At 73.5% G+C, this 18,093-nt stretch carries 17 protein-coding genes and 1 pseudogene; 12 read left to right on the top strand and 6 right to left on the bottom strand.

The window, feature by feature from the left end:
* Positions 1-109: 109 nt before the first annotated feature.
* Complete coding sequence (locus ACFWE2_RS09945) at positions 110-1,618, bottom strand: glutamyl-tRNA reductase (RefSeq protein WP_377224057.1); 1,509 nt, start codon at positions 1,616-1,618, stop codon at positions 110-112.
* Positions 1,619-1,667: 49 nt separating this feature from the next.
* Here ACFWE2_RS09945 and hemE point away from each other — a divergent pair, with 49 nt between their 5' ends.
* The 7 genes from hemE to ACFWE2_RS09980 all read left to right on the top strand — a co-directional run bounded on the left by hemE (position 1,668) and on the right by ACFWE2_RS09980 (position 9,320).
* On the top strand, positions 1,668-2,753 hold the full coding sequence (hemE, locus tag ACFWE2_RS09950; RefSeq protein WP_377224058.1) for a uroporphyrinogen decarboxylase: 1,086 nt from the start codon (positions 1,668-1,670) through the stop codon (positions 2,751-2,753).
* Positions 2,754-2,835: 82 nt separating this feature from the next.
* On the top strand, positions 2,836-4,380 hold the full coding sequence (locus ACFWE2_RS09955; protein WP_377224059.1) for a protoporphyrinogen/coproporphyrinogen oxidase: 1,545 nt from the start codon (positions 2,836-2,838) through the stop codon (positions 4,378-4,380).
* A gap of 86 nt (positions 4,381-4,466) precedes the next feature.
* Positions 4,467-5,507, top strand: coding sequence for a hydroxymethylbilane synthase (gene hemC / locus ACFWE2_RS09960; protein WP_377224060.1), 1,041 nt, complete (start codon positions 4,467-4,469; stop codon positions 5,505-5,507).
* Positions 5,504-6,442 carry a uroporphyrinogen-III synthase gene (locus tag ACFWE2_RS09965; RefSeq protein WP_377224061.1) on the top strand — a complete coding sequence of 313 codons (939 nt, stop codon included), beginning with the start codon at positions 5,504-5,506 and terminating at the stop codon, positions 6,440-6,442. The genes hemC and ACFWE2_RS09965 overlap by 4 nt, the downstream gene beginning before the upstream one ends.
* Positions 6,443-6,581: 139 nt before the next feature.
* On the top strand, positions 6,582-7,526 hold the full coding sequence (gene hemB / locus ACFWE2_RS09970; protein WP_377224072.1) for a porphobilinogen synthase: 945 nt from the start codon (positions 6,582-6,584) through the stop codon (positions 7,524-7,526).
* Complete coding sequence (gene hemL, locus ACFWE2_RS09975; protein ID WP_377224062.1) at positions 7,523-8,893, top strand: glutamate-1-semialdehyde 2,1-aminomutase; 1,371 nt, start codon at positions 7,523-7,525, stop codon at positions 8,891-8,893. The genes hemB and hemL overlap by 4 nt, the downstream gene beginning before the upstream one ends.
* A 112-nt stretch (positions 8,894-9,005) precedes the next feature.
* Positions 9,006-9,320, top strand: coding sequence for a hypothetical protein (locus tag ACFWE2_RS09980; RefSeq protein ID WP_377224063.1), 315 nt, complete (start codon positions 9,006-9,008; stop codon positions 9,318-9,320).
* 3 nt (positions 9,321-9,323) lie between these two features.
* On the opposite strand, the gene ACFWE2_RS09985 is transcribed toward ACFWE2_RS09980, so the two are convergent.
* Entirely contained in the window at positions 9,324-10,169 is an 846-nt protein-coding gene (locus tag ACFWE2_RS09985) for a rhamnogalacturonan acetylesterase (protein WP_377224064.1), read from the bottom strand.
* Positions 10,170-10,319: 150 nt separating this feature from the next.
* On the opposite strand from ACFWE2_RS09985, the gene ACFWE2_RS09990 reads away from it, so the two are divergent.
* The 3 genes from ACFWE2_RS09990 (at position 10,320) to ACFWE2_RS10000 (ending at position 13,610) form a co-directional block, all read left to right on the top strand.
* Positions 10,320-10,700, top strand: a complete 381-nt coding sequence (locus ACFWE2_RS09990) for a metal-sensitive transcriptional regulator (RefSeq protein WP_377224065.1) — start codon at positions 10,320-10,322, stop codon at positions 10,698-10,700.
* A gap of 32 nt (positions 10,701-10,732) precedes the next feature.
* Entirely contained in the window at positions 10,733-11,041 is a 309-nt protein-coding gene (locus ACFWE2_RS09995) for a cation transporter (RefSeq protein ID WP_116673181.1), read from the top strand.
* 130 nt (positions 11,042-11,171) lie between these two features.
* A complete protein-coding gene (locus tag ACFWE2_RS10000) occupies positions 11,172-13,610 on the top strand; it encodes a heavy metal translocating P-type ATPase (protein ID WP_377224066.1) in 2,439 nt (812 codons plus the stop codon).
* A gap of 75 nt (positions 13,611-13,685) precedes the next feature.
* Here ACFWE2_RS10000 and ACFWE2_RS10005 read toward each other — a convergent pair whose 3' ends face one another.
* Genes ACFWE2_RS10005 through ACFWE2_RS10020 form a run of 4 tightly spaced genes read right to left on the bottom strand, consistent with a single transcriptional unit; the run spans position 13,686 to position 16,327 of the window.
* Positions 13,686-14,477, bottom strand: a complete 792-nt coding sequence (locus tag ACFWE2_RS10005; RefSeq protein ID WP_377224067.1) for an ABC transporter permease — start codon at positions 14,475-14,477, stop codon at positions 13,686-13,688.
* A complete protein-coding gene (locus ACFWE2_RS10010; RefSeq protein WP_377224068.1) occupies positions 14,474-15,337 on the bottom strand; it encodes an ABC transporter ATP-binding protein in 864 nt (287 codons plus the stop codon). The genes ACFWE2_RS10005 and ACFWE2_RS10010 overlap by 4 nt, the downstream gene beginning before the upstream one ends.
* Positions 15,334-15,636 (bottom strand): transcriptional regulator, encoded by a 303-nt coding sequence (locus tag ACFWE2_RS10015; RefSeq protein ID WP_377224069.1) that lies wholly within the window; start codon positions 15,634-15,636, stop codon positions 15,334-15,336. Before ACFWE2_RS10015 ends, ACFWE2_RS10010 begins: the two co-directional genes overlap by 4 nt.
* On the bottom strand, positions 15,629-16,327 hold the full coding sequence (locus ACFWE2_RS10020; protein ID WP_377224070.1) for a hypothetical protein: 699 nt from the start codon (positions 16,325-16,327) through the stop codon (positions 15,629-15,631). The genes ACFWE2_RS10015 and ACFWE2_RS10020 overlap by 8 nt, the downstream gene beginning before the upstream one ends.
* Before the next feature lie 192 nt (positions 16,328-16,519).
* Between ACFWE2_RS10020 and ACFWE2_RS10025 the strand changes: the two genes are divergently transcribed.
* Complete coding sequence (locus ACFWE2_RS10025) at positions 16,520-18,001, top strand: S10 family peptidase (RefSeq protein ID WP_377224071.1); 1,482 nt, start codon at positions 16,520-16,522, stop codon at positions 17,999-18,001.
* A gap of 21 nt (positions 18,002-18,022) precedes the next feature.
* Positions 18,023-18,093, top strand: a pseudogene (locus tag ACFWE2_RS10030) (DUF3093 family protein); the annotation flags it as partial.

Genomic DNA, 18,093 nt, shown 5'->3' on the forward strand with positions numbered 1-18,093 from the left:
TCACCCCCGGGTGAATAAAATCACCCTTGTTACGGTTTGGTAACGATGGCCGAATTGGACCCTAGAAACCGGTCCGTCCCGCTTGTTCCGCCGGTTATCGCGGGAAGCGTTATCGGCGGCGGGAGGGATCGGCGTCTCGGTGGGCGGACGCTTCCATCGTCAGCGCCTCCGCTCCCTCGACCAGAGCTGCCTCGGCGGCCCGCGCCTCGGCGGTCGCCTTCGCCCGGACGTCGACGATCTTGTCGTGCAGCTCGGCGTGCACGCGCTTGCGCACCTCGCGGGCGATGACGTCGACGTCGGCCTCGTCCGGGCCTGGCTCCCCGTGTGCGGCGAGCTCGGCGGTGAGCCGGGCGACGGAGTCGGCGATCTCGGCGACCACCCGGACCTCCGCCTCGTCCAGGAGGGCGATCACCGCGGCGTCGGCCTCCCTGCCCAGGCGGGTCTCCTCGAAGCGCCGGGCGGCCGTGTCCACTATCCGCTGCGCCTGCGCGACGACGTCGTGCGCCACGGCGGGCGCGTGCGCCTTGAGGGTGGCGAGGTCGAAGAGCAGGACACCCTCGACGTCGGCCACGCTCGGGTCGACGTCACGGTGCAGCGCGAGGTCCAGGATGACGAGCGGCCGGGGCTCCGGCTCGTCGCCGGCGCGGTCCGCCGCACGCTCGCGCGCGCGGACCAGCGCGGCGGCATCCAGGACGTGACCGAGGCTCGCCTCCGGCCCACGTTCTCCGACCAGGCCCGTGAGGCGGGTCCCGGCAGGGGGGTGGGCGGGGGCCTCGCCAGGCTCGACCACCGAGGCGGCGGTCTCGACCGCCGAGCCGGCGGGTGCCGTCCCGCCCCGTGCGGCCAGCGCGCGTCCGCGCGCGCCGCTGCAGCTCACCACGAGGTCGGCGTCGGCGAGCGCCTCGACGAGCGAGTCCACCGGCTGCACGCCGTGCGACTCGGCGAAGGCCTCGGCGCGGCCCGACTGCGAGTAGACGCGGATGTCGTCGCAGCCGCGTGCCCGGAGGGCGGCGACGGACGCGCCCGCGTACGAGCCGGTGCCGATCAGCACGGCGCGCGTGCCGTCCCACGGCGGCAGCTCACGTTCGGCGAGATCGAGCGCGAGCGCGACGACGGACCGGCCTGCCGCACCCAGCTCGGTGTCGGTGCCCACCCTCTTGGAGGTGCGGGACGCCGTCTGGAAGAGCAGCTCGAGGGTCTTGGAGGTGGTCTCCTGCTCACGGGCCTCCGCGAGCGCACGCTTCACCTGGCCGGCGATCTCCCGCTCGCCGACGACCATCGCGTCCAGCCCGGACGCCACCGCGAACAGGTGCTCGGTGACCTCTGGCCCGGTGCGGACGGTGAAGCTGCGCGCGGCAACGTCGCCGGTGACGCCGGACGCGTGGGCGACGAGCTCGGCCACATGGCGCGTCGCGTGCCGCACGCTGTCGCCGCTGAGCGGCGCGTCGACGTCGAGGTAGAGCTCGAAGCGGTTGCACGTCGAGATGACCACGGCGCCCGCGACGGGCCCGCACGAACCCACGACGACACGACCCACTGACGACGAACCCGTGGACAGGCGTTCCAGCGCGTCGAGGTCGAGCTCGCGGTGGCTGGCGGTGAGGGAGAGGAGAACCACAGTGCTCCAACTTTATGCACCCCGGCGCGGCAGGGCAGAATCGGTAAGCGTGAAGTCCACCACGATCGCCCCTGCTCATCCGCTCGCCGACGGGCGGACCTCTGCCGCACCTCTGGTGCAGGCCCTCCGAGGTGATCGTCCTGGCCGCACGCCCGTCTGGTTCATGCGCCAGGCCGGCCGGTCCCTGCCCGAGTACCGCGAGGTGCGCAAGGGCACGGGCATGCTCGAGTCGTGCCTGCGGCCGGAGCTCGCGTCGGAGATCACGCTGCAGCCCGTCCGACGGCACGGGGTGGACGCCGCCGTCTTCTTCTCGGACATCGTGGTGCCGCTCAAGCTCGCCGGGGTCGGCGTGGACATCAAGGCGGGGGTCGGCCCCGTCATGGACCAGCCCTACCGCACGGCGGACGACGTCGCCCGCCTCACCTCCCGCACACTCGACGAGGCCGCCCTCGACCCGATCCGGGAGGCCGTCGCGCTGACCGTCGAGGAGCTGGGCGCCACGCCGCTCCTCGGTTTCGGTGGGGCGCCGTTCACGCTGGCCGCGTACCTGGTGGAGGGCCGGCCGTCGCGTGACCACCTGGCCGCACGCACCCTGATGCACGCCGACCCCGCGACGTGGGACGCGCTCGTGACGTGGACCGCCGACCTCACCGGGGCGTTCCTCCGGGCGCAGGTCGAGGCGGGCGCGAGCGCCGTGCAGCTCTTCGACTCCTGGGCCGGCTCGCTGTCGCTCGCGGACTACACGTCACGCGTCGCGCCGTCGTCGGCGCGTGCGCTCGCCTACGTGGCGGACGCCGGCGTGCCCGCCATCCACTTCGGCACCGGCACCGGGCACCTGCTGCCCGCCATGCGCGACGTGCTGGTCGCCGCGGGTCTGGTGGACCACGCGGTGGGCGTCGACTACCGCACGCCGCTCGACGAGGCCGCCGCCCTGCTGCCCGGCGTTCCCCTGCAGGGCAACATCGACCCCGCCCTGCTGGCCGCGCCCTGGGACGTGCTGGAGGCGCACGTGCGCGACGTGGTCGCCCGCGGGACGGCGGCGCCGGGGCACGTGGTCAACCTCGGTCACGGCGTGCCGCCCGAGACGGACCCGACGGTGCTGACCCGCGTGGTCGAGCTGGTTCATTCGCTGTGACCGAGGCGGCTGGGGCAACGATCGCGTCGGTCGATGACCATGCACTTGCTGCCAGGATCAGCCCCCGCGTGGCAGTAAGTGCATGGTCGACGCCGACCGGCCGGGCGGACGGCCTGGTTCGATGAGCGGGCAGGCCGAGGTGGCCGACGCAGGCGGCCCGGGCGAGCGGCTGAGGCCGGTGAGCGGGCAGGCCGAGATGGCCGACGCCGTTGTCGTCGGGGCCGGGATCGGCGGGCTCGTCGCCGCGCACACGCTCGCCGCGCGCGGGCTGCGCGTCGTCGTGCTGGAGACGGCCGACCAGGCCGGCGGGCCGATCCGGGGCGGGGCCTTTGCCGCGCTGCCGGACGTCCCGCTGGACCTCGGCGCCGAGTCGTTCGCGGTGCGGGGCGGGGTCGTCGAGGAGCTGGCGGAGGAGCTGGGTCTGGCCGTCGAGGCACCCGCCGGGCTCACCGCCTGGGGCTACGCCGCCGGGCGGGCGTTCCCGCTACCCGCCGCCGGGGTGCTCGGGATCCCCTCGCGGCCGTGGGCGGCGGACGTGCGACGCGCGATCGGCTGGCCGGGCGTGCTGCGCGGGACGCTGGACCGGGTGCTGCCCGCCCGGTTCGTGGACACGACCGACCTCGGGACATTCGCGCGGTCGCGGCTCGGGTCCCGGGTCGCGGACCGGCTCGTCACGCCGGTGGCGGCCGGGGTGCACTCGGCGCCGCTCGACCGGCTCGACGTCGCCGCCGTCGCCCCCGGGCTGCTGGACGCGTACGCCCGGACGGGGTCCCTCTCGCGGGCGGTGGCGTCGCTGCGGGCCGCCGCGCCCCCGGGTTCGGCTGTGCGCGGGATCGACGGCGGTGTCCACGCGCTGGTGGATGCGCTGGTGGAGCGCCTGGACGTGCGGTTGGGGGCGCGGGTGGTCGGCGTGGAGCGGGCGGACGGTGGGGTAGCGGGCGGCACCGATCCGGCAAGTACCCGGCACACCGACGCCGACTGGCTGGTCCGCACCGAGAACGGCCAGGTGCTACGCGCGCCGCGGCTGGTGCTCGCGACCCGTCCCGAGCTCGGCCCATCGCCCGCGCCCGGCGGGCTCGCCCTGCCGCCCGCTCCCGAGCGCGGCGCCGACATCCGCCTGGTCACGCTCCTGCTGGCGGCGCCGGAGCTGGACGCCGCCCCGCGCGGCTCCGGGATGCTCGTGGCGCCCGGCACCGCGCCGGGCACCGTCCGTGCCAAGGCCCTGACCCACGCGACGGCGAAGTGGCCGTGGCTGGCCCGGCGGGTGCAGGACGCCGTCGGGCCGGGTCGGCACGTGGTGCGGCTCAGCTACGGCCGCATCGGCGAGCCGACGCCGGAACCCACCGCCGAGGAGGCCGCCCGGGACGCGTCGGCGCTGCTCGGCGTCGACCTGACCGGCCGGGTCCTGGACAGTCTCCACCAGCGCTGGGACGGCGCGCTCCCCCCGCCGACGCCTGCTTACCGGGCCGCGGTCAAGGAGTTCGAGCACGCGGTGCTGGCCGAGCCCGGCCTCGACGCGACGGGCGGCTGGATCGCGGGCACGGGTCTGGCGGCGATCGTCGGGCATGCGCGGCGCACCGCCGAGCGGCTCGGCGAGCCCGGAACGGCTCGGAACGGCGCGTTCTGACAGAACGTTCTGACAGTCCGCCAGCAAGGCTGTGAGATACGCCGCCGGGTTTCCTCCAGGCGGGGGTTCGGGTGGAGACTGGGATAGTGACCCCGACCCCCCTCGCCGTCAGCACACCAGGAAGCGTCCCGGGAGACGCCGCGCCGATCCGTCTCGGTACGCGCGCAAGCGCCCTCGCCACCACGCAGAGCGGTCTGGTGGCCAGGCGCCTGGAGGAGCTGACCGGCCGGCCGGTCGAGCTGGTGCACATCCGGACCGAGGGCGACGTGAAGACCGGCAGCCTGGCCAGCCTCGGCGGCACCGGGGTCTTCGTCACGGCCCTGCGGGAGGCGCTGCTCGACGGCCGCTGCGACGTCGCCGTCCACTCCCTCAAGGACCTGCCGACCACCCCGGCGCCCGACCTCACCTACGTGACGCCCGAGCGGGCCGACCCGCGCGACGCCCTGTGCGCGCGCGACGGGCTCACCCTCGCGACGCTCCCCCGCAGGGCACGCGTGGGCACCGGCTCGCCCCGCCGGGCGGCCCAGATCCGCGCCGCCCGGCCGGACCTGGAGGTCGTCGACATCCGCGGCAACGTCGGCACCCGCCTGGGCCGCGCGCTCGGCCCCGACGCCGACCTCGACGCCGTCGTCCTCGCCTACGCGGGCCTGGCCCGGCTGGGCCGCACCGAGGTGATCAGCGAGGTGCTCGACGTCGACGTCGTGGCCCCGGCACCCGGCCAGGGCGCGCTCGCCGTCGAGGTCCGCACGGCCGACCTCGTGTCCCCCGCCGACGCGGCGGGACAGGGCCTCGCCGACGCGATCCACCTGCTCGACCACCGCCCGACCCGCCTGGCCGTGCTCGCCGAGCGTTCGGTGCTGGCGCGGCTGGAGGCCGGCTGCGCCGCGCCCGTCGGGGCCTACGCGACCGTGGCCGGGTCCGCGCTCCGGCTGCGGTCCGTGGTCGCGGCCGTCGACGGTACCGAGCAGATGTCCCGCAGCGGGGAGACGCAGCTCTCCCAGGACGTCGCCCCCGAGGACCTGGACACCGCCGCCCGCGCGCTGGGCGTCTCCGTGGCCGAGCACCTGCTGGCCGACGGCGCGGAGCGGCTCGCACCGCTGAGCGCGACCGTCCCGGAGAAGGCGTGACCGAGGCGGTCTTCCCCGTCGAGCCGGCCGACTCCGCCGGACATCCCACGGTGCTCGTCGCGCGCGCCCCTGGGCGGGCCGCCGGGCTGCTCGCGCTGCTGCGCGAGCGAGGGCTCGACGCGACGGCGGCCCCCGTCATCGAGCGGGCACCCGTCGAAGACCTGGCGGAGCTCGCTGCCGCCCGCGAGCGCCTCGCGCGGGGCACGTACGACTGGGTCGCCGTCACGAGCGTGAACGCGGTGGACGCGCTGCTCGGCCCCGCGACGGGCGACGCCGAGGGGGCAGGGGGCGACACCATGTCGGCGGGGTCCGTTGCGGAGAGTAGACAACGTCTACTCAGAGCAACCGACTCCGCAGCCACTAGCTCCTCCCCGGGCGACACGCCGTCCGCAGGCTTTCCGGCCGACACGCGGTCCGAGGCCGGCCGGGCTTTGGCGGGCCCCGTCCGGTGGGCCGCCGTCGGGCCGGCCACGCGGCAGGCGCTGGCCGCCCACGGGCTGGCCGTCGACCTGGTCCCCGACGTCGCGACCGGAGCCGGGCTCGCGGCGGTGTTCCCCGCCGCGACCGCGGGGGGCACGCCGCGCACCGGCGACCGCACCCCCCGTGTGCTGCTCCCGCTCGGCGACCTCGCTTCCGACACCCTGCGCACGGGCCTCGTCGCCAAGGGCTGGGCGGTCGACGTCGTGACGGCCTACCGGACGGTCACGCGCGAGCTGCCCCCGGACCTGCGCCGGCCGTACGACGTCGTCGTGGTCGCCTCGGGTTCGGCGGCCCGGCAGGTAGCGGCCCAGCTCGGCCCGCAGCGGGTGGTCGCGATCGGCGAGCCGTCGGCCCGCGCGGCCGGCGCCGTCGGGCACACGGTGCTCGCGACCGCCGCCGAGCCGACGGACGAGGCCCTGGCCGACGCCGTGGCCGAAGCACTTGTCAGAACCTGATGGACCTGTCAGACGCTCAGGTCACGCTGGTGACCTGAGCGTCTGACAACTCGACCTCGCCGGAAATGGAAAGTAGGGACACATTGTGAGCTCCACCGGGATCGTGTACCGACCGCGTCGCCTGCGTGCCACACCCGGCATGCGCCGCCTGGTCGCGGAGACGCGGCTGCACCCCGCCGACCTGGTGCTGCCGCTCTTCGTCAAGGAGGGGCTGACCGAGCCCGCGCCGCTGACGAGCATGCCGGGACAGGTGCAGCACACCGAGGAGTCCCTGGTGGACGCGGTGCGAGCCGCACGGGACGCGGGACTCGGCGGCGTCATGCTGTTCGGCATCCCGGCGGTCAAGGACGCGACCGGTTCGCAGGCCGACGCCGAGGACGGGATCCTGCAGCGGGCGCTGCGGGCGGCGCGCAAGGTGCTGGACGAGGTCCCCGCGGGTGCGGCCACCCCTGTCCTCATGGCGGACACCTGCCTGGACGAGTTCACCGACCACGGTCACTGCGGCGTCCTGACGTCCACAGGGGCTGTGGACAACGACACGACGCTCGCCCGCTACGCCTCCATGGCGGTGGCGCAGGCGAAGGCGGGCGCGGACGTCATCTCGCCGTCGGGCATGATGGACGGCCAGGTCGCGACGATCCGCGACGCCCTGGACGACGCCGACTTCGTCGACACCAGCATCCTGGCCTACAGCGCCAAGTACGCGAGCGCCTTCTACGGCCCGTTCCGCGAGGCGGTGGACTCGGAGCTCAAGGGCGACCGCAAGACGTACCAGATGGACTTCGCGAACGCCCGCGAGGGGCTGCGCGAGGCCGACCTGGATCTCGCCGAGGGCGCCGACATCGTCATGGTGAAGCCGGCCGGGTCGTACCTGGACGTGCTGCGCGCGGTCGCCGACCGGAGCGACGTGCCGGTGGCGGCGTACCAGGTCTCGGGCGAGTACGCGATGATCGAGGCGGCCGGCGCGAACGGCTGGATCGACCGGGACCGGGCCGTGCTGGAGTCGGTGACGAGCATCAAGCGAGCGGGCGCCGACGTGATCCTCACGTACTGGGCCCTGGAGATTGCGGAGTGGATCAAGTGACCGAAGCGATCGAGACCCAGGCCCTGCGCCGGGCGCCCGAGGCGAACCACGCGGCGTTCCTGCGTGCGCAGGGTGCGATCCCGGGCGGCGTGAACTCGCCCGTGCGCGCCTACGGCAGCGTGGGCGGCGACCCGAGGTTCCTCGCCTCGGCCAGCGGCCCGTACGTCACCGACGTCGCGGGGCGCGAGTACGTGGACCTCGTCTGCTCGTGGGGTCCGGCGCTGCTGGGGCACGCGCATCCCGAGGTCGTCGCCGCAGTGCAGGACGCGGCCGCACGTGGCCTGTCGTTCGGCGCCCCGACGGTCGCCGAGGTCGAGCTCGCGGAGGAGGTCCGGCGCCGGGTGCCCGCCGCCGAGCGCGTCCGCCTCGTCTCGACGGGTACGGAGGCGACGATGACGGCGATCCGCCTCGCGCGCGGGGTCACGGGCCGGCCGCTCGTGGTCAAGTTCTCCGGCTGCTACCACGGGCACATGGACGCGCTGCTGGCCGAGGCGGGGTCGGGTGTCGCGACGCTCGCGCTGCCGGGTTCGGCGGGCGTCACCGAGGCGACCGCCGCCGAGACCCTGGTGCTGCCCTACAACGACCTCGCGGCCGTCGAGGCCGCGTTCGCGCAGCGCGGCTCGGAGATCGCCGCCGTCATCACCGAGGCGTCGCCCGCGAACATGGGAGTGGTACCGCCCGCCGAGGGGTTCAACGAGGGGCTGCGGCGGATCACGGAGGCGCACGGCGCGCTGTTCGTCATGGACGAGGTGCTCACCGGCTTCCGCGTGGGCCCGTCCGGCTGGTGGGGGCTCGAGAACGAGGCCATCCGGGCCGCCGGGGGCGACGGCTACACGCCCGACCTGTTCACGTTCGGCAAGGTGGTCGGCGGCGGCATGCCGGTGGCCGCGCTGGGCGGGCCCGCGTCGATCATGGACCACCTGGCGCCGCTGGGACCCGTGTACCAGGCGGGGACGCTGTCGGGTAACCCCGTGGCGGTCGCTTCCGGCCTGGCGACCCTGCGGCTGGCCGACGACGCCGTGTACGCCCACGTGAACGAGGTGTCCCGGGTGCTGTCGGACGCCGTCGGCGACGCGCTGTCCGCCGCGGGCGTCGAGCACCGCGTGCAGCGGGCCGGCTCCCTGTTCTCGGTGTTCTTCGGCCCGCTGGCCGCGGCGTCGGGCGTACGCGACTACGCGCAGGCCCAGGCCGCCGAGACCTACCGGTACACGCCGTTCTTCCACTCGATGCTGGAGTCCGGGGTCAACCTGCCGCCGTCGGTCTTCGAGGCCTGGTTCGTCTCCGCCGCGCACGACGACGCGGCGGTGTCACGCATCCTCGACGCCCTCCCGGCGGCAGCCCGCGCGGCGGCGGCGTCCGCCGCCTGACCCCGGGGGCCCCGCACGACGGCCGGCTGTCCGTGGGGAGACCTCCCCACTGACCGCTATGCCATGTTCTGTCACAATCTGCGAGCCCTGCGCACCGTGCGCAGGGTTCGAGATGAGGGAACGAAACATGGTCTTCTTCGGCTGGGGCAGCAAGAGCAAGACTGCGCCGCTCGACGCGGGGCGAGCCCTGGTGCTGCAGTACTCGTACTTCCACCTGTTCTGGCTGCTCCGGGTCTCGTGGGGCCTGAGGTACAGCCTGGCGACAGCCACCGAGGCCGGGTGGGCGACGCGGCCGCTCTCGGACGAGGAGGCCATGCACCTCGACGCGCCGAACAAGCTCACGCTGAACCTCTGGTGGCGGTGGGGCCTGGTGCTCTGGGCAGCGGTGGCCGTCGTCGCCATCGTCATCGGCAACCTGACGCGCTGACCGTCACGCCACGGCGGGGACCGTCTCCGGCCACGTGAACCACGACTCGGGGACGGCCTCGTCGAGACGGCGCAGGGCGTTCTCCGCGAGGATCCCGGTGGCCAGCAGCCCTCGTGCCACCATCTGCCCGACCACGCCCGCGCCCGTCGCGTTGAAGTGCGTGTTGTCGTCGAAGCCGTCCGCGGTGTGCAGGAAGTTGAGCCGACTGCCCTCGGGCCCGAGCTGCTGCCACCGCGCGATGGTCTGCGCGGTGAGGTCGATCAGGGGAACACCCTCGGCCGCCGCGAGCGCGCGCATCGCGTCCGGGTAGTGCCCGTGGGTCGCGACGGCGTTGCGGTCGTCGTCGAACCGCCACCGTTCCGTAGGGGTGAGCAGCACCGGCACGGCGCCCCGCTGCCGCGCGCCGTCGACGTAGAGGCGCAGGAACGACTGGTAGGTGGTCCACGGGTCGGTGCGCACCCGCGGGTCGGACTTCTCGTCGTTGTGCCCGAACTGGACGAGCAGCACGTCGCCGGCACGGAGGTCGGCCAGGATGCGGGCGAGACGCCCCTCCTCGACGAAGCTCCGGGAGCTGCGCCCGTTCATGGCGTGGTTGAGCACCTCCGTCCGGGCCGCGACGTACCAGGGCAGCGCCATGCCCCAGCCGGTCTCGGGGGCGGCGGCGGCGTACTTCTGCGCGGCGGTCGAGTCGCCCGCGACGTGGATCCGGAGCGGTTGCTGCTCCCGTGCCGTCCGGACGACGGCGCGGCCCGCGGGCTCACGCGCGGGAGCGGCCGCGGGCGCCGCGCTCGCCGTCGTGAGAGCGAGCGGCCCGGCGACGAGCGCGGCGAGCATGAAGCGACGGGTCATCGGGGCGGCCATGCCTGTGGGTGCCTCTCGTGCAAGAACCTGGGGTGTCCAGGACGAAAGATAGCCGATCTACCTGCGGGGTCAGTCCCGTTTCTGCGACTCTGGCCTGGGCATTTGACTGATTACCCCGCCGGGGTATCTGATTGAGAGATGACCGAGGCGACTGAGACCACCGAGGCGGCAGTGGTCGCCGACCGGCAGCATGACCACCATGACCCGCACCCTGACCCGGTCGGTTCGCACGACGAGCCGCACGGCTACGCGTCCGACAAGCCCGCGTACCTCAAGCGGATGCGTCGTATCGAGGGGCAGGTGCGCGGCATCGCGCGCATGATCGACGAGGACGTGTACTGCATCGACGTGCTCACCCAGGTGAGTGCCGTGACGAAGGCCCTGCAGGCGGTGAGCCTCGCTCTGGTCGAGGATCATCTGGGGCACTGCGTGGTGGACGCGGCCAAGGCGTCCGACGACGACGGCGCCGCCAAGGTCAAGGAAGCCGCCGAGGCGATCGCTCGCCTCGTCCGCATGTGAACGCCCATCAGCCCGCCATCAGAGGAGACGACATGACCACTGTGACCAAGCTTGCCGTGACCGGTATGACCTGCGGGCACTGCGTGTCCGCCGTGACCAACGAGCTCAAGGGCGTCCCGGACGTCCAGGACGTCAGCGTCGAGCTGCACGCCGGCGACACCTCGCTGGTGCGCGTGATCTCCAAGCTGCCCCTCGCCGAGGCGCCGCTGCGCGACGCGGTGGACGAGGCGGGCTACGACGTGACCGACGTCGAGGTGCTCGAGAACGCGGTGGCCGCCGAGTCGGCGGCACAGGCCCCGGCCCGCCAGGCGAACCGGTCGCTGCCGATCATCTCGTCCTGACCGTTCCGAAGCCGGACCGGCCGTCACCCCCTTTCGAGGCCTGGGTTTCTCCGTCCTGAACCGATTCAAGACGGAGCAACCTAGACCTCGAGGACGACCGCGTCCGACACCCCCCATTCCCAGGAGAACCGTGACTGTCGCTGAAGCGCCGCATCTCGTCGGCGAGGTCGAGCTCGCCGTGTCCGGGATGACCTGCGCCTCGTGCGTTGCCCGGGTCGAGCGCAAGCTCAACCGGCTCGACGGGGTCGCCGCCACCGTGAACCTGCCCCTGGAGTCGGCGCACGTCGTGCTGTCGGAGGCGGTCACGGACCAGGACCTGGTCGACGCCGTCGAATCCGCGGGGTACGGCGCGCGGGTGACGCGGCGGCGGGTGGTGAACGGGTCGAGCACGCCCGAGGAGGCGACGGCCGGCGGCGAGCCGCGCGCCGGAGCCGGCGGCGAGCCGGACGCGGCCCCAGCGGTCGGCACCGAGTACCGCGGCGACGACCTGCTCCACCGGCTGCGCGTCTCGGCGGCGCTGACGGTCCCGGTGCTGCTGCTGTCGATGGTTCCGGCGCTGTCGTTCCCTGGTAGTGAGTGGGCGGTCGCCGCCCTGGCGCTGCCCGTGGTCGCGTGGGGTGCCTGGCCGTTCCACACCGCGGCCGTGCGGGCCGCCCGGCACGCGAGCTCCACCATGGACACGCTCGTGTCCATCGGCGTGCTCGCGGCGACCCTGTGGTCGCTGTGGGTGCTGGTCGCCGACACGCTCCGGCCCGCGGGCGACGGTGCGGGTTCCGGCCTGTACTTCGAGGTCGGCGCGGTGGTCACCACGTTCCTCCTGGCCGGGCGGTATGCCGAGCACCGGTCCCGCCGCCGCGCCGGTGACGCCCTGCGCGCCCTGCTGAGCCTGGGCGCCAAGGACGCGGAGCGCATCACGCTCGGCCCGGACGGCACACCCCTGCGCCTCGCCGACGGCGGCTGGCGCACCACCGCGGTGCCCGTCGCGGCGCTGCGGGTCGGGGACGTGTTCGCGGTCCGCCCCGGCGGGACGGTCGCGACGGACGGGACGGTGGTCGAGGGCGCCTCAGCGCTCGACACCTCCCTGGTCACCGGCGAACCGGTGCCGGTCGACGTGACGCCCGGCGACGACGTCGTCGGCGGAACGGTGAGCACCTCGGGACACCTGCTCGTGCGCGCCACGCGCGTGGGCGAGGACACGATGCTCGCCCGGATCGGGCAGCTCGTCGCCAGGGCGCAGACGGGCAAGGCCCCCGTCGCGCGCCTCGCTGACCGTATCTCCGCCGTGTTCGTGCCGGTCGTGCTCGTGCTGGCCGTGCTGACGCTGGCCGGCTGGCTGGCCCTGACCGGCGACGTCGAGGCGGCCTTCACCGCCGCCGTCGCGGTGCTGATCATCGCGTGCCCCTGCGCCCTGGGGCTGGCCACGCCGACGGCGATCCTGGTCGGCACCGGCCGCGGCGCCCAGCTCGGCGTGCTGATCCGCGGGCCGGAGATCCTGGAGAGCACGCGCCGCGTCGACACGGTCGTGCTCGACAAGACCGGCACCGTCACCGAGGGCCGCATGCGGGTGGTCGACGTGTGGGGCGCCGGACGACGGCCCGCGGCGGTCGAACCCGCATCCCCGGTCGGTGAGCTCGTCGACACGGACGCCAACCACCTCACCGACGCCCAGGACGTGCTGCGCCACGCGGCCGCCGTCGAGTCCCTGAGCGAGCACCCCATCGCGCGGGCGATCACGGCAGCGGGACGCTCCGCCGGCGAGCCGGAGACCGGGACGCCGCTCGAGGTCACGGGCTTCATCGCCCACCCGGGCGGCGGCGTCGAGGGTCTCGTCCGGCGTGCGCACTCCGGCCTGGCCCGCGGCGGGGCGCTGAACACCCGCCGCGTCCTGGTGGGCCGCCCCGCCTGGCTCGTCGAGCAGGGGGTGACCGTCCCGGAGGAGGTGCGTACCGCCGTCCGGCAGCAGGAGGAGGCCGGAGCCACCGCTGTGGCAGTGGCCTGGAACGGGGCCGCCCGCGGGGTGATCGCGCTGCGCGACCCGGCCAAGCCGACGTCGGCGCGGGCGGTGGCCGAGCTCCAGGAGCTTGGCCTGCGACCGTACCTGCTGACCGGCGACTCCGAGGGTGCGGCCCTCGTCGCGGCGCGCGCCGTCGGCATCCCCGACGCCGACGTCGTGGCCCGCGTGCTGCCCGCGGACAAGGCCACGGTGGTGGCCCGGCTCCAGGCCGAGGGCCACACGGTGGCGATGGTGGGCGACGGCGTGAACGACGCCGCCGCGCTCGCGACGGCCGACCTCGGTCTCGCGATGGGCACCGGTACCGACGTCGCGATCGAGGCGAGCGACATCACGCTGGTCCGCGGCGACCTGCGGGCCGCCGCGAGCGCCGTACGACTGTCCCGGAAGACTCTGCGGGTCATCAAGCAGAACCTGTTCTGGGCGTTCGCGTACAACGTCGCGGCGATCCCGCTCGCGGCGGCGGGCCTGCTCAGCCCGATGATCGCGGGCGGCGCGATGGCGGCGAGCTCGGTACTGGTGGTCCTGAACTCCCTCCGCCTCCGCCACACGACCTGAACCCATCGTTGAGTGCGGACTATTTGTGGCTTCGGACGGTCCGAACCCGCAAATAGTCCGCACTCAACGGTTGGGTCAGCGGAAGCGGCGGCCCTCGTCGTTGCGGTAGGCGACGATCGCGAGCACCACGAACAGCAGCGTCCACCCGGCCAGGACGGGGACCGCCAGGGCATAGGCCTCCGCGCCCGTCGTGGCCTGCACCAGCAGGTCGCGGCCGGCCCGCGTGGGCGTGGCCATCGAGATCGCGTCGAGCCAGCCGGGGAACATCTGCGGCGGCAGGAACAGCCCGCCCGCGAAGGCGAGCGGGAACAGGATGATCTGCACGACGGGCAGCGCCGCCTTGGCCGACAGCGCGTACCCGATCGCCATGCCGAGCAGCACGAACGGCACGGACACGGCGAGGATGGTCCCGATGCCGGTGAGAAGCTGCCCCGGTGTCACCGTGGCGGCCGTGAACAGCCAGCCGATGAGGATCAGGGGCAGCAGGCCGAACAGCGAGAAGATCCCGCCGTTCAGCACGCGCGCCACCATCTGGGGACCGGGCCCGGCGGGCAGCGACCGCAGGTACGGGTAGAACGGGAGCTGCCGGTCCTCGGCCACGCCCAGCCCGTAGGTGAACAGGCTGGCCGAGCAGACGGCGAACAGCCCGAGGCCCGCGACCGCCGTCGTCGCGAAGAGGGGGTTGCCCGCGACCGCCGTCTGCGGCACGACGAAGAAGAACATGGACAGCGACGGGAACAGCACGTTCCCGAGCACCGCGATGGGGATCCGGACGGTCTCCAGGAACTGGTACTTCAGGTGCAGCCAGGACAGCCTCAGGAAGGGCTGGGTCCGGGCCTGGGGCTGGTGCTGCGTGGTCGCGCTCATCGCAGCGCTCCTTCCGTGTTCTCGTGGTTGACCAGCTGCCCGAACGCCTCCTCCAGGGACGCGCCCCGGATCTCCAGGTCGCGGAACTCCGCGCCGGACGTGACGAGCTCGCGCACGAAGACGTCCGAGTCGGGGACGAGGCGCTCCTGCCTCGTCCCGGCGGCGTCGGTGAACTGCACGCGGCGGGCGCCGACCCGGGAGAGGATCGTCGCGAGGGAGTCGTCGGCCAGCACCTTGCCGTGGTCGATGACGACGACCCGTTCGGCGAGCGCCTGCACCTCCTCCAGGTAGTGCGAGGTGAGCAGCACCGTCCCGCCCCCCGCGTGGTACTCCCGGATCGCGTCCCACAGCGCGGTGCGGCCGGAGACGTCGAGCCCGGTGGTCGGCTCGTCGAGCAGCACGACGCTCGGGCGGCCCACCAGGGACATGGCGACGGCGAGCCGCCGCTTCTGCCCGCCCGACAGCGAACCGGTCTGGCGCTTGCCCAGGTCGGCGAGCCCGAACTGCTCCAGCAGCTCGTCCGTCGGCACGGGGTCGGGGTAGTGGCCGCCCACGAAGTCGACGACCTCGCGCACCCGCAGCGTCGCGGGCAGGCCCGTCTCCTGCGGGGTCAGGCCGAGCACCGTGCGCGCCCGGGCGTCCCGCGGGTCACGGCCGCCCAGGCGCACCGCTCCGGCGTCGGGCCGCCGCTGGCCGCTGACCAGCGAGAGCAGCGTGGACTTGCCGGCCCCGTTCGGGCCGAGCATGCCCACCAGCTCGCCGCGCCCCACCTCCAGCGACACGTCGTCGAGGGCGACGACGTCGCCGAAGCGCCGCGTCACACCACTGACCTCTACGGCGCTGACAGTTACCGCGCTCATCCCTGCACTCCCTTCAGAAGGTCCATCAGCGCCGCCTGGTAGTCCGCGAACGCGGTGCGGCCGGTATCGGTGAGGGCCAGGTAGGTCGCGGGCATCCTGCCCTCGTGGGTCTTGGTGACCCGCACGTACCCGGCGTCCTCCAGCTTGCGCAGGTGGGTCGACAGGTTTCCGGCGGTCATGTCGAGCAGCTTCCGCAGCTTGGGGAAGGCGACCTCGTCCCCACGGCCCAGGGCCGCGAGCGAGGCGACCACGCGCAGGCGGGCGGGGGCGTGGATGACGGGATCGAGCTCGTCAGGCATCCCGCCCACCGCCCTCCGTCCGCTCTCCGGTCCCGGGTGATCGACGACGCGCGCGGATCACCTGCTCCACCACGACCATGGCCAGGAACCCACCACCGCCCGCCACGGCCATCACGAGGTAGGTGCTCGGCATCCCGGCGAACGCGGCGAGGACCGCCGTGACCAGCATCCAGCCGCCGATGGCGTACATCCGGGTCTCCTCGAAGAGCATGCCGCCCGCGAGGTACAGGATGCCGACGATCACGCACGCGAAGCCGTTCGCGGCGATCGCCTGGACCTCGGTCGACGCGCCCGCGTCACCCATGGCGCCCAGCAGGACGCCGAAGGCCATGAACGCGAGGAACCAGGTCCAGCCGTACATCGCGCCGACCCGGGCGCTCGCACCGCGCGTGCCGGAGGTCCGGGTGACGCTGTGCACGACGGTGAGCCCCGTCGCGCCGACGATGCACCCGGCGAGCACCCAGCCGGCCCAGGCCGCCGGCACGCCCGTGTCGCGGGCCGTCGACCACATGGCCAGGTAGCCGATCAGCCACGCGAGTCCCCAGGCGCCGAACAGCACGCGACCGTCGGGTTCGGTCGCGTCCCGTGCCGCCTCCTGCTGCTGCCGGATCACCCGCAGCATCTCGGCGGGGTCGAGGCCCGCCGCTTCTCCCTGGCCCTCAGGTCTGTCCGACGTCGGGTCGCTCGCCATGATGTCTACCTCACCTCTCAAACCGGTTTGTCCTGCAAACCAGTTTGCCCGACCTCCGGCGGAAGCACAAGGATGACCATGCAGTTGCTGCCAAGATCGCGGCCTGCCTGGCAGCAGCTGCATGGTCACCCTCGTGCTCGCGACCCCGGATTAAGCGTGGAGACCGCCCGTCCCGCGCGATAGGTTCCCGGCGTGACGGATGACGAGAAGACCACGCAGCCAGGCAGCACGACGGACACCCAGAAGAAGCCCGAACCCACCGACGACCTCGTCACCACGCGGCACACGCTGCACACCCCGCAGGGCGACCTGGACTACTCCGCGACGACCGGCCGGGTGGTGCTGCGCCAGGAGGTCCACAAGGACGAGAAGTACGACGGCCGCAAGCCAAAGGCCGAGGTCTCGATCACGTACTACACGCTCGAGGGCACCGACGTGACGCGCCGCCCCGTGACGTTCGCGTTCAACGGCGGCCCCGGCTCGTCGTCGGTCTGGCTGCACCTGGGCCTGCTCGGCCCGCGCCGGGTCGACTCGGGCGACGTCGGCAACCTGACCGCCCCGCCGTACGGGCTGGTCGACAACCTTGAGACCCTGCTGCACGTCTCCGACCTCGTGTTCATCGACCCGGTCTCGACGGGCTACTCGCGCGCGACCGAGGGCGAGCAGGCCAAGCCGTTCCACGGGTTCACGGGCGACCTCGAGTCGGTCGGCGAGATCATCCGCCTGTGGACGAGCCGCAACGACCGGTGGATGAGCCCCAAGTTCCTGATCGGCGAGTCGTACGGCGGTACCCGCGGGGCGGCGCTGGCCGAGTACCTGCAGCAGCGCTTCGGGATGTTCTTCAACGGCGTCATGCTGGTGGCTCCTGCGCTGAACCTGGAGGCCCTGTTCGACGGCGAGCACTCCAACCTGCCGCACCCCCTGTTCCTGCCGCTCTACGCGGCGACCGCGCAGTACCACGGCCTGCTCGGGGACCGCACGATGGACGACGTCGTCGCCGAGGCACGCGACTGGGCGGACACGTACGCCTCGGTCCTGGCCCGCGGTGCCCGCGTGCCCGACGACGAGCGCGCAGCCGCCGTCACGAAGATCGCCTCCCTGACCGGGCTCAGCGAGGACTACGTCGACCGGGCCAACCTGCGGCTCGAGCACACCCGCGTCTACGCGGAGCTGCTGCGCTCGCGCCGCCTGGTCACGGGCCGCCTGGACACCCGGTTCACCGGGCCGGCGGACCACTACATCCACGAGCAGATGCCGTACGACCCGTTCATGTCCGCCACGTCGGGGCCGTACACCGCGGCGCTGCACCACTACCTGCGGGGCGAGCTCGAGTACGAGAACGACGCGATCTACGAGGTGCTGTCCCGCCAGGTGCACCCCTGGTCGTACAAGGAGTTCGAGGGCCAGGCCGTCGACGTCGCCGACAAGCTGGCGACGGCGATGATCATCAACCCGCACCTCCAGGTGCACATCGCCATGGGCCGGTACGACGGCGGCGTCCCGGTCGAGGCCATCGAGTACAGCCTCGACCAGATGGCCATCCCGGCGTCGTACCGCGACCGCATCGAGACCCGGGTGTACCCGGCGGGCCACATGATGTACATCCACCAGGAGTCCCGGCTGGCCCAGTCGGCGGACCTGGCGGCGTTCGTCCGCCGCGCGTCAAACCGCTGACCCACGCCCACCCCCGACCCGCGCGCCTTCATGCTCCTGCGCAGCTACATCCCGACGGCCGTACGCGTCGAGGTCACCGACCCGGCCGACCC

Origin of the sequence: Promicromonospora sp. NPDC060271 (assembly GCF_042726755.1) — a bacterium.
Lineage (GTDB): Bacteria > Actinomycetota > Actinomycetes > Actinomycetales > Cellulomonadaceae > Promicromonospora.

Bases quoted from the DNA above. Each gene is read 5' to 3' on its own strand.
- ACFWE2_RS09955 (WP_377224059.1), top strand. From the start codon at position 2,836: ATGGTCGACGCCGACCGGCCGGGCGGACGGCCTGGTTCGATGAGCGGG.
- hemB (WP_377224072.1), top strand. From the start codon at position 6,582: ATGCGCCGCCTGGTCGCGGAGACGCGGCTGCACCCCGCCGACCTGGTG.
- ACFWE2_RS09980 (WP_377224063.1), top strand. From the start codon at position 9,006: ATGAGGGAACGAAACATGGTCTTCTTCGGCTGGGGCAGCAAGAGCAAG.
- ACFWE2_RS09985 (WP_377224064.1), bottom strand. From the start codon at position 10,169: ATGACCCGTCGCTTCATGCTCGCCGCGCTCGTCGCCGGGCCGCTCGCT.
- ACFWE2_RS09990 (WP_377224065.1), top strand. From the start codon at position 10,320: ATGACCGAGGCGACTGAGACCACCGAGGCGGCAGTGGTCGCCGACCGG.
- ACFWE2_RS09995 (WP_116673181.1), top strand. From the start codon at position 10,733: ATGACCACTGTGACCAAGCTTGCCGTGACCGGTATGACCTGCGGGCAC.
- ACFWE2_RS10005 (WP_377224067.1), bottom strand. From the start codon at position 14,477: ATGAGCGCGACCACGCAGCACCAGCCCCAGGCCCGGACCCAGCCCTTC.
- ACFWE2_RS10010 (WP_377224068.1), bottom strand. From the start codon at position 15,337: ATGAGCGCGGTAACTGTCAGCGCCGTAGAGGTCAGTGGTGTGACGCGG.
- ACFWE2_RS10015 (WP_377224069.1), bottom strand. From the start codon at position 15,636: ATGCCTGACGAGCTCGATCCCGTCATCCACGCCCCCGCCCGCCTGCGC.
- ACFWE2_RS10020 (WP_377224070.1), bottom strand. From the start codon at position 16,327: ATGGCGAGCGACCCGACGTCGGACAGACCTGAGGGCCAGGGAGAAGCG.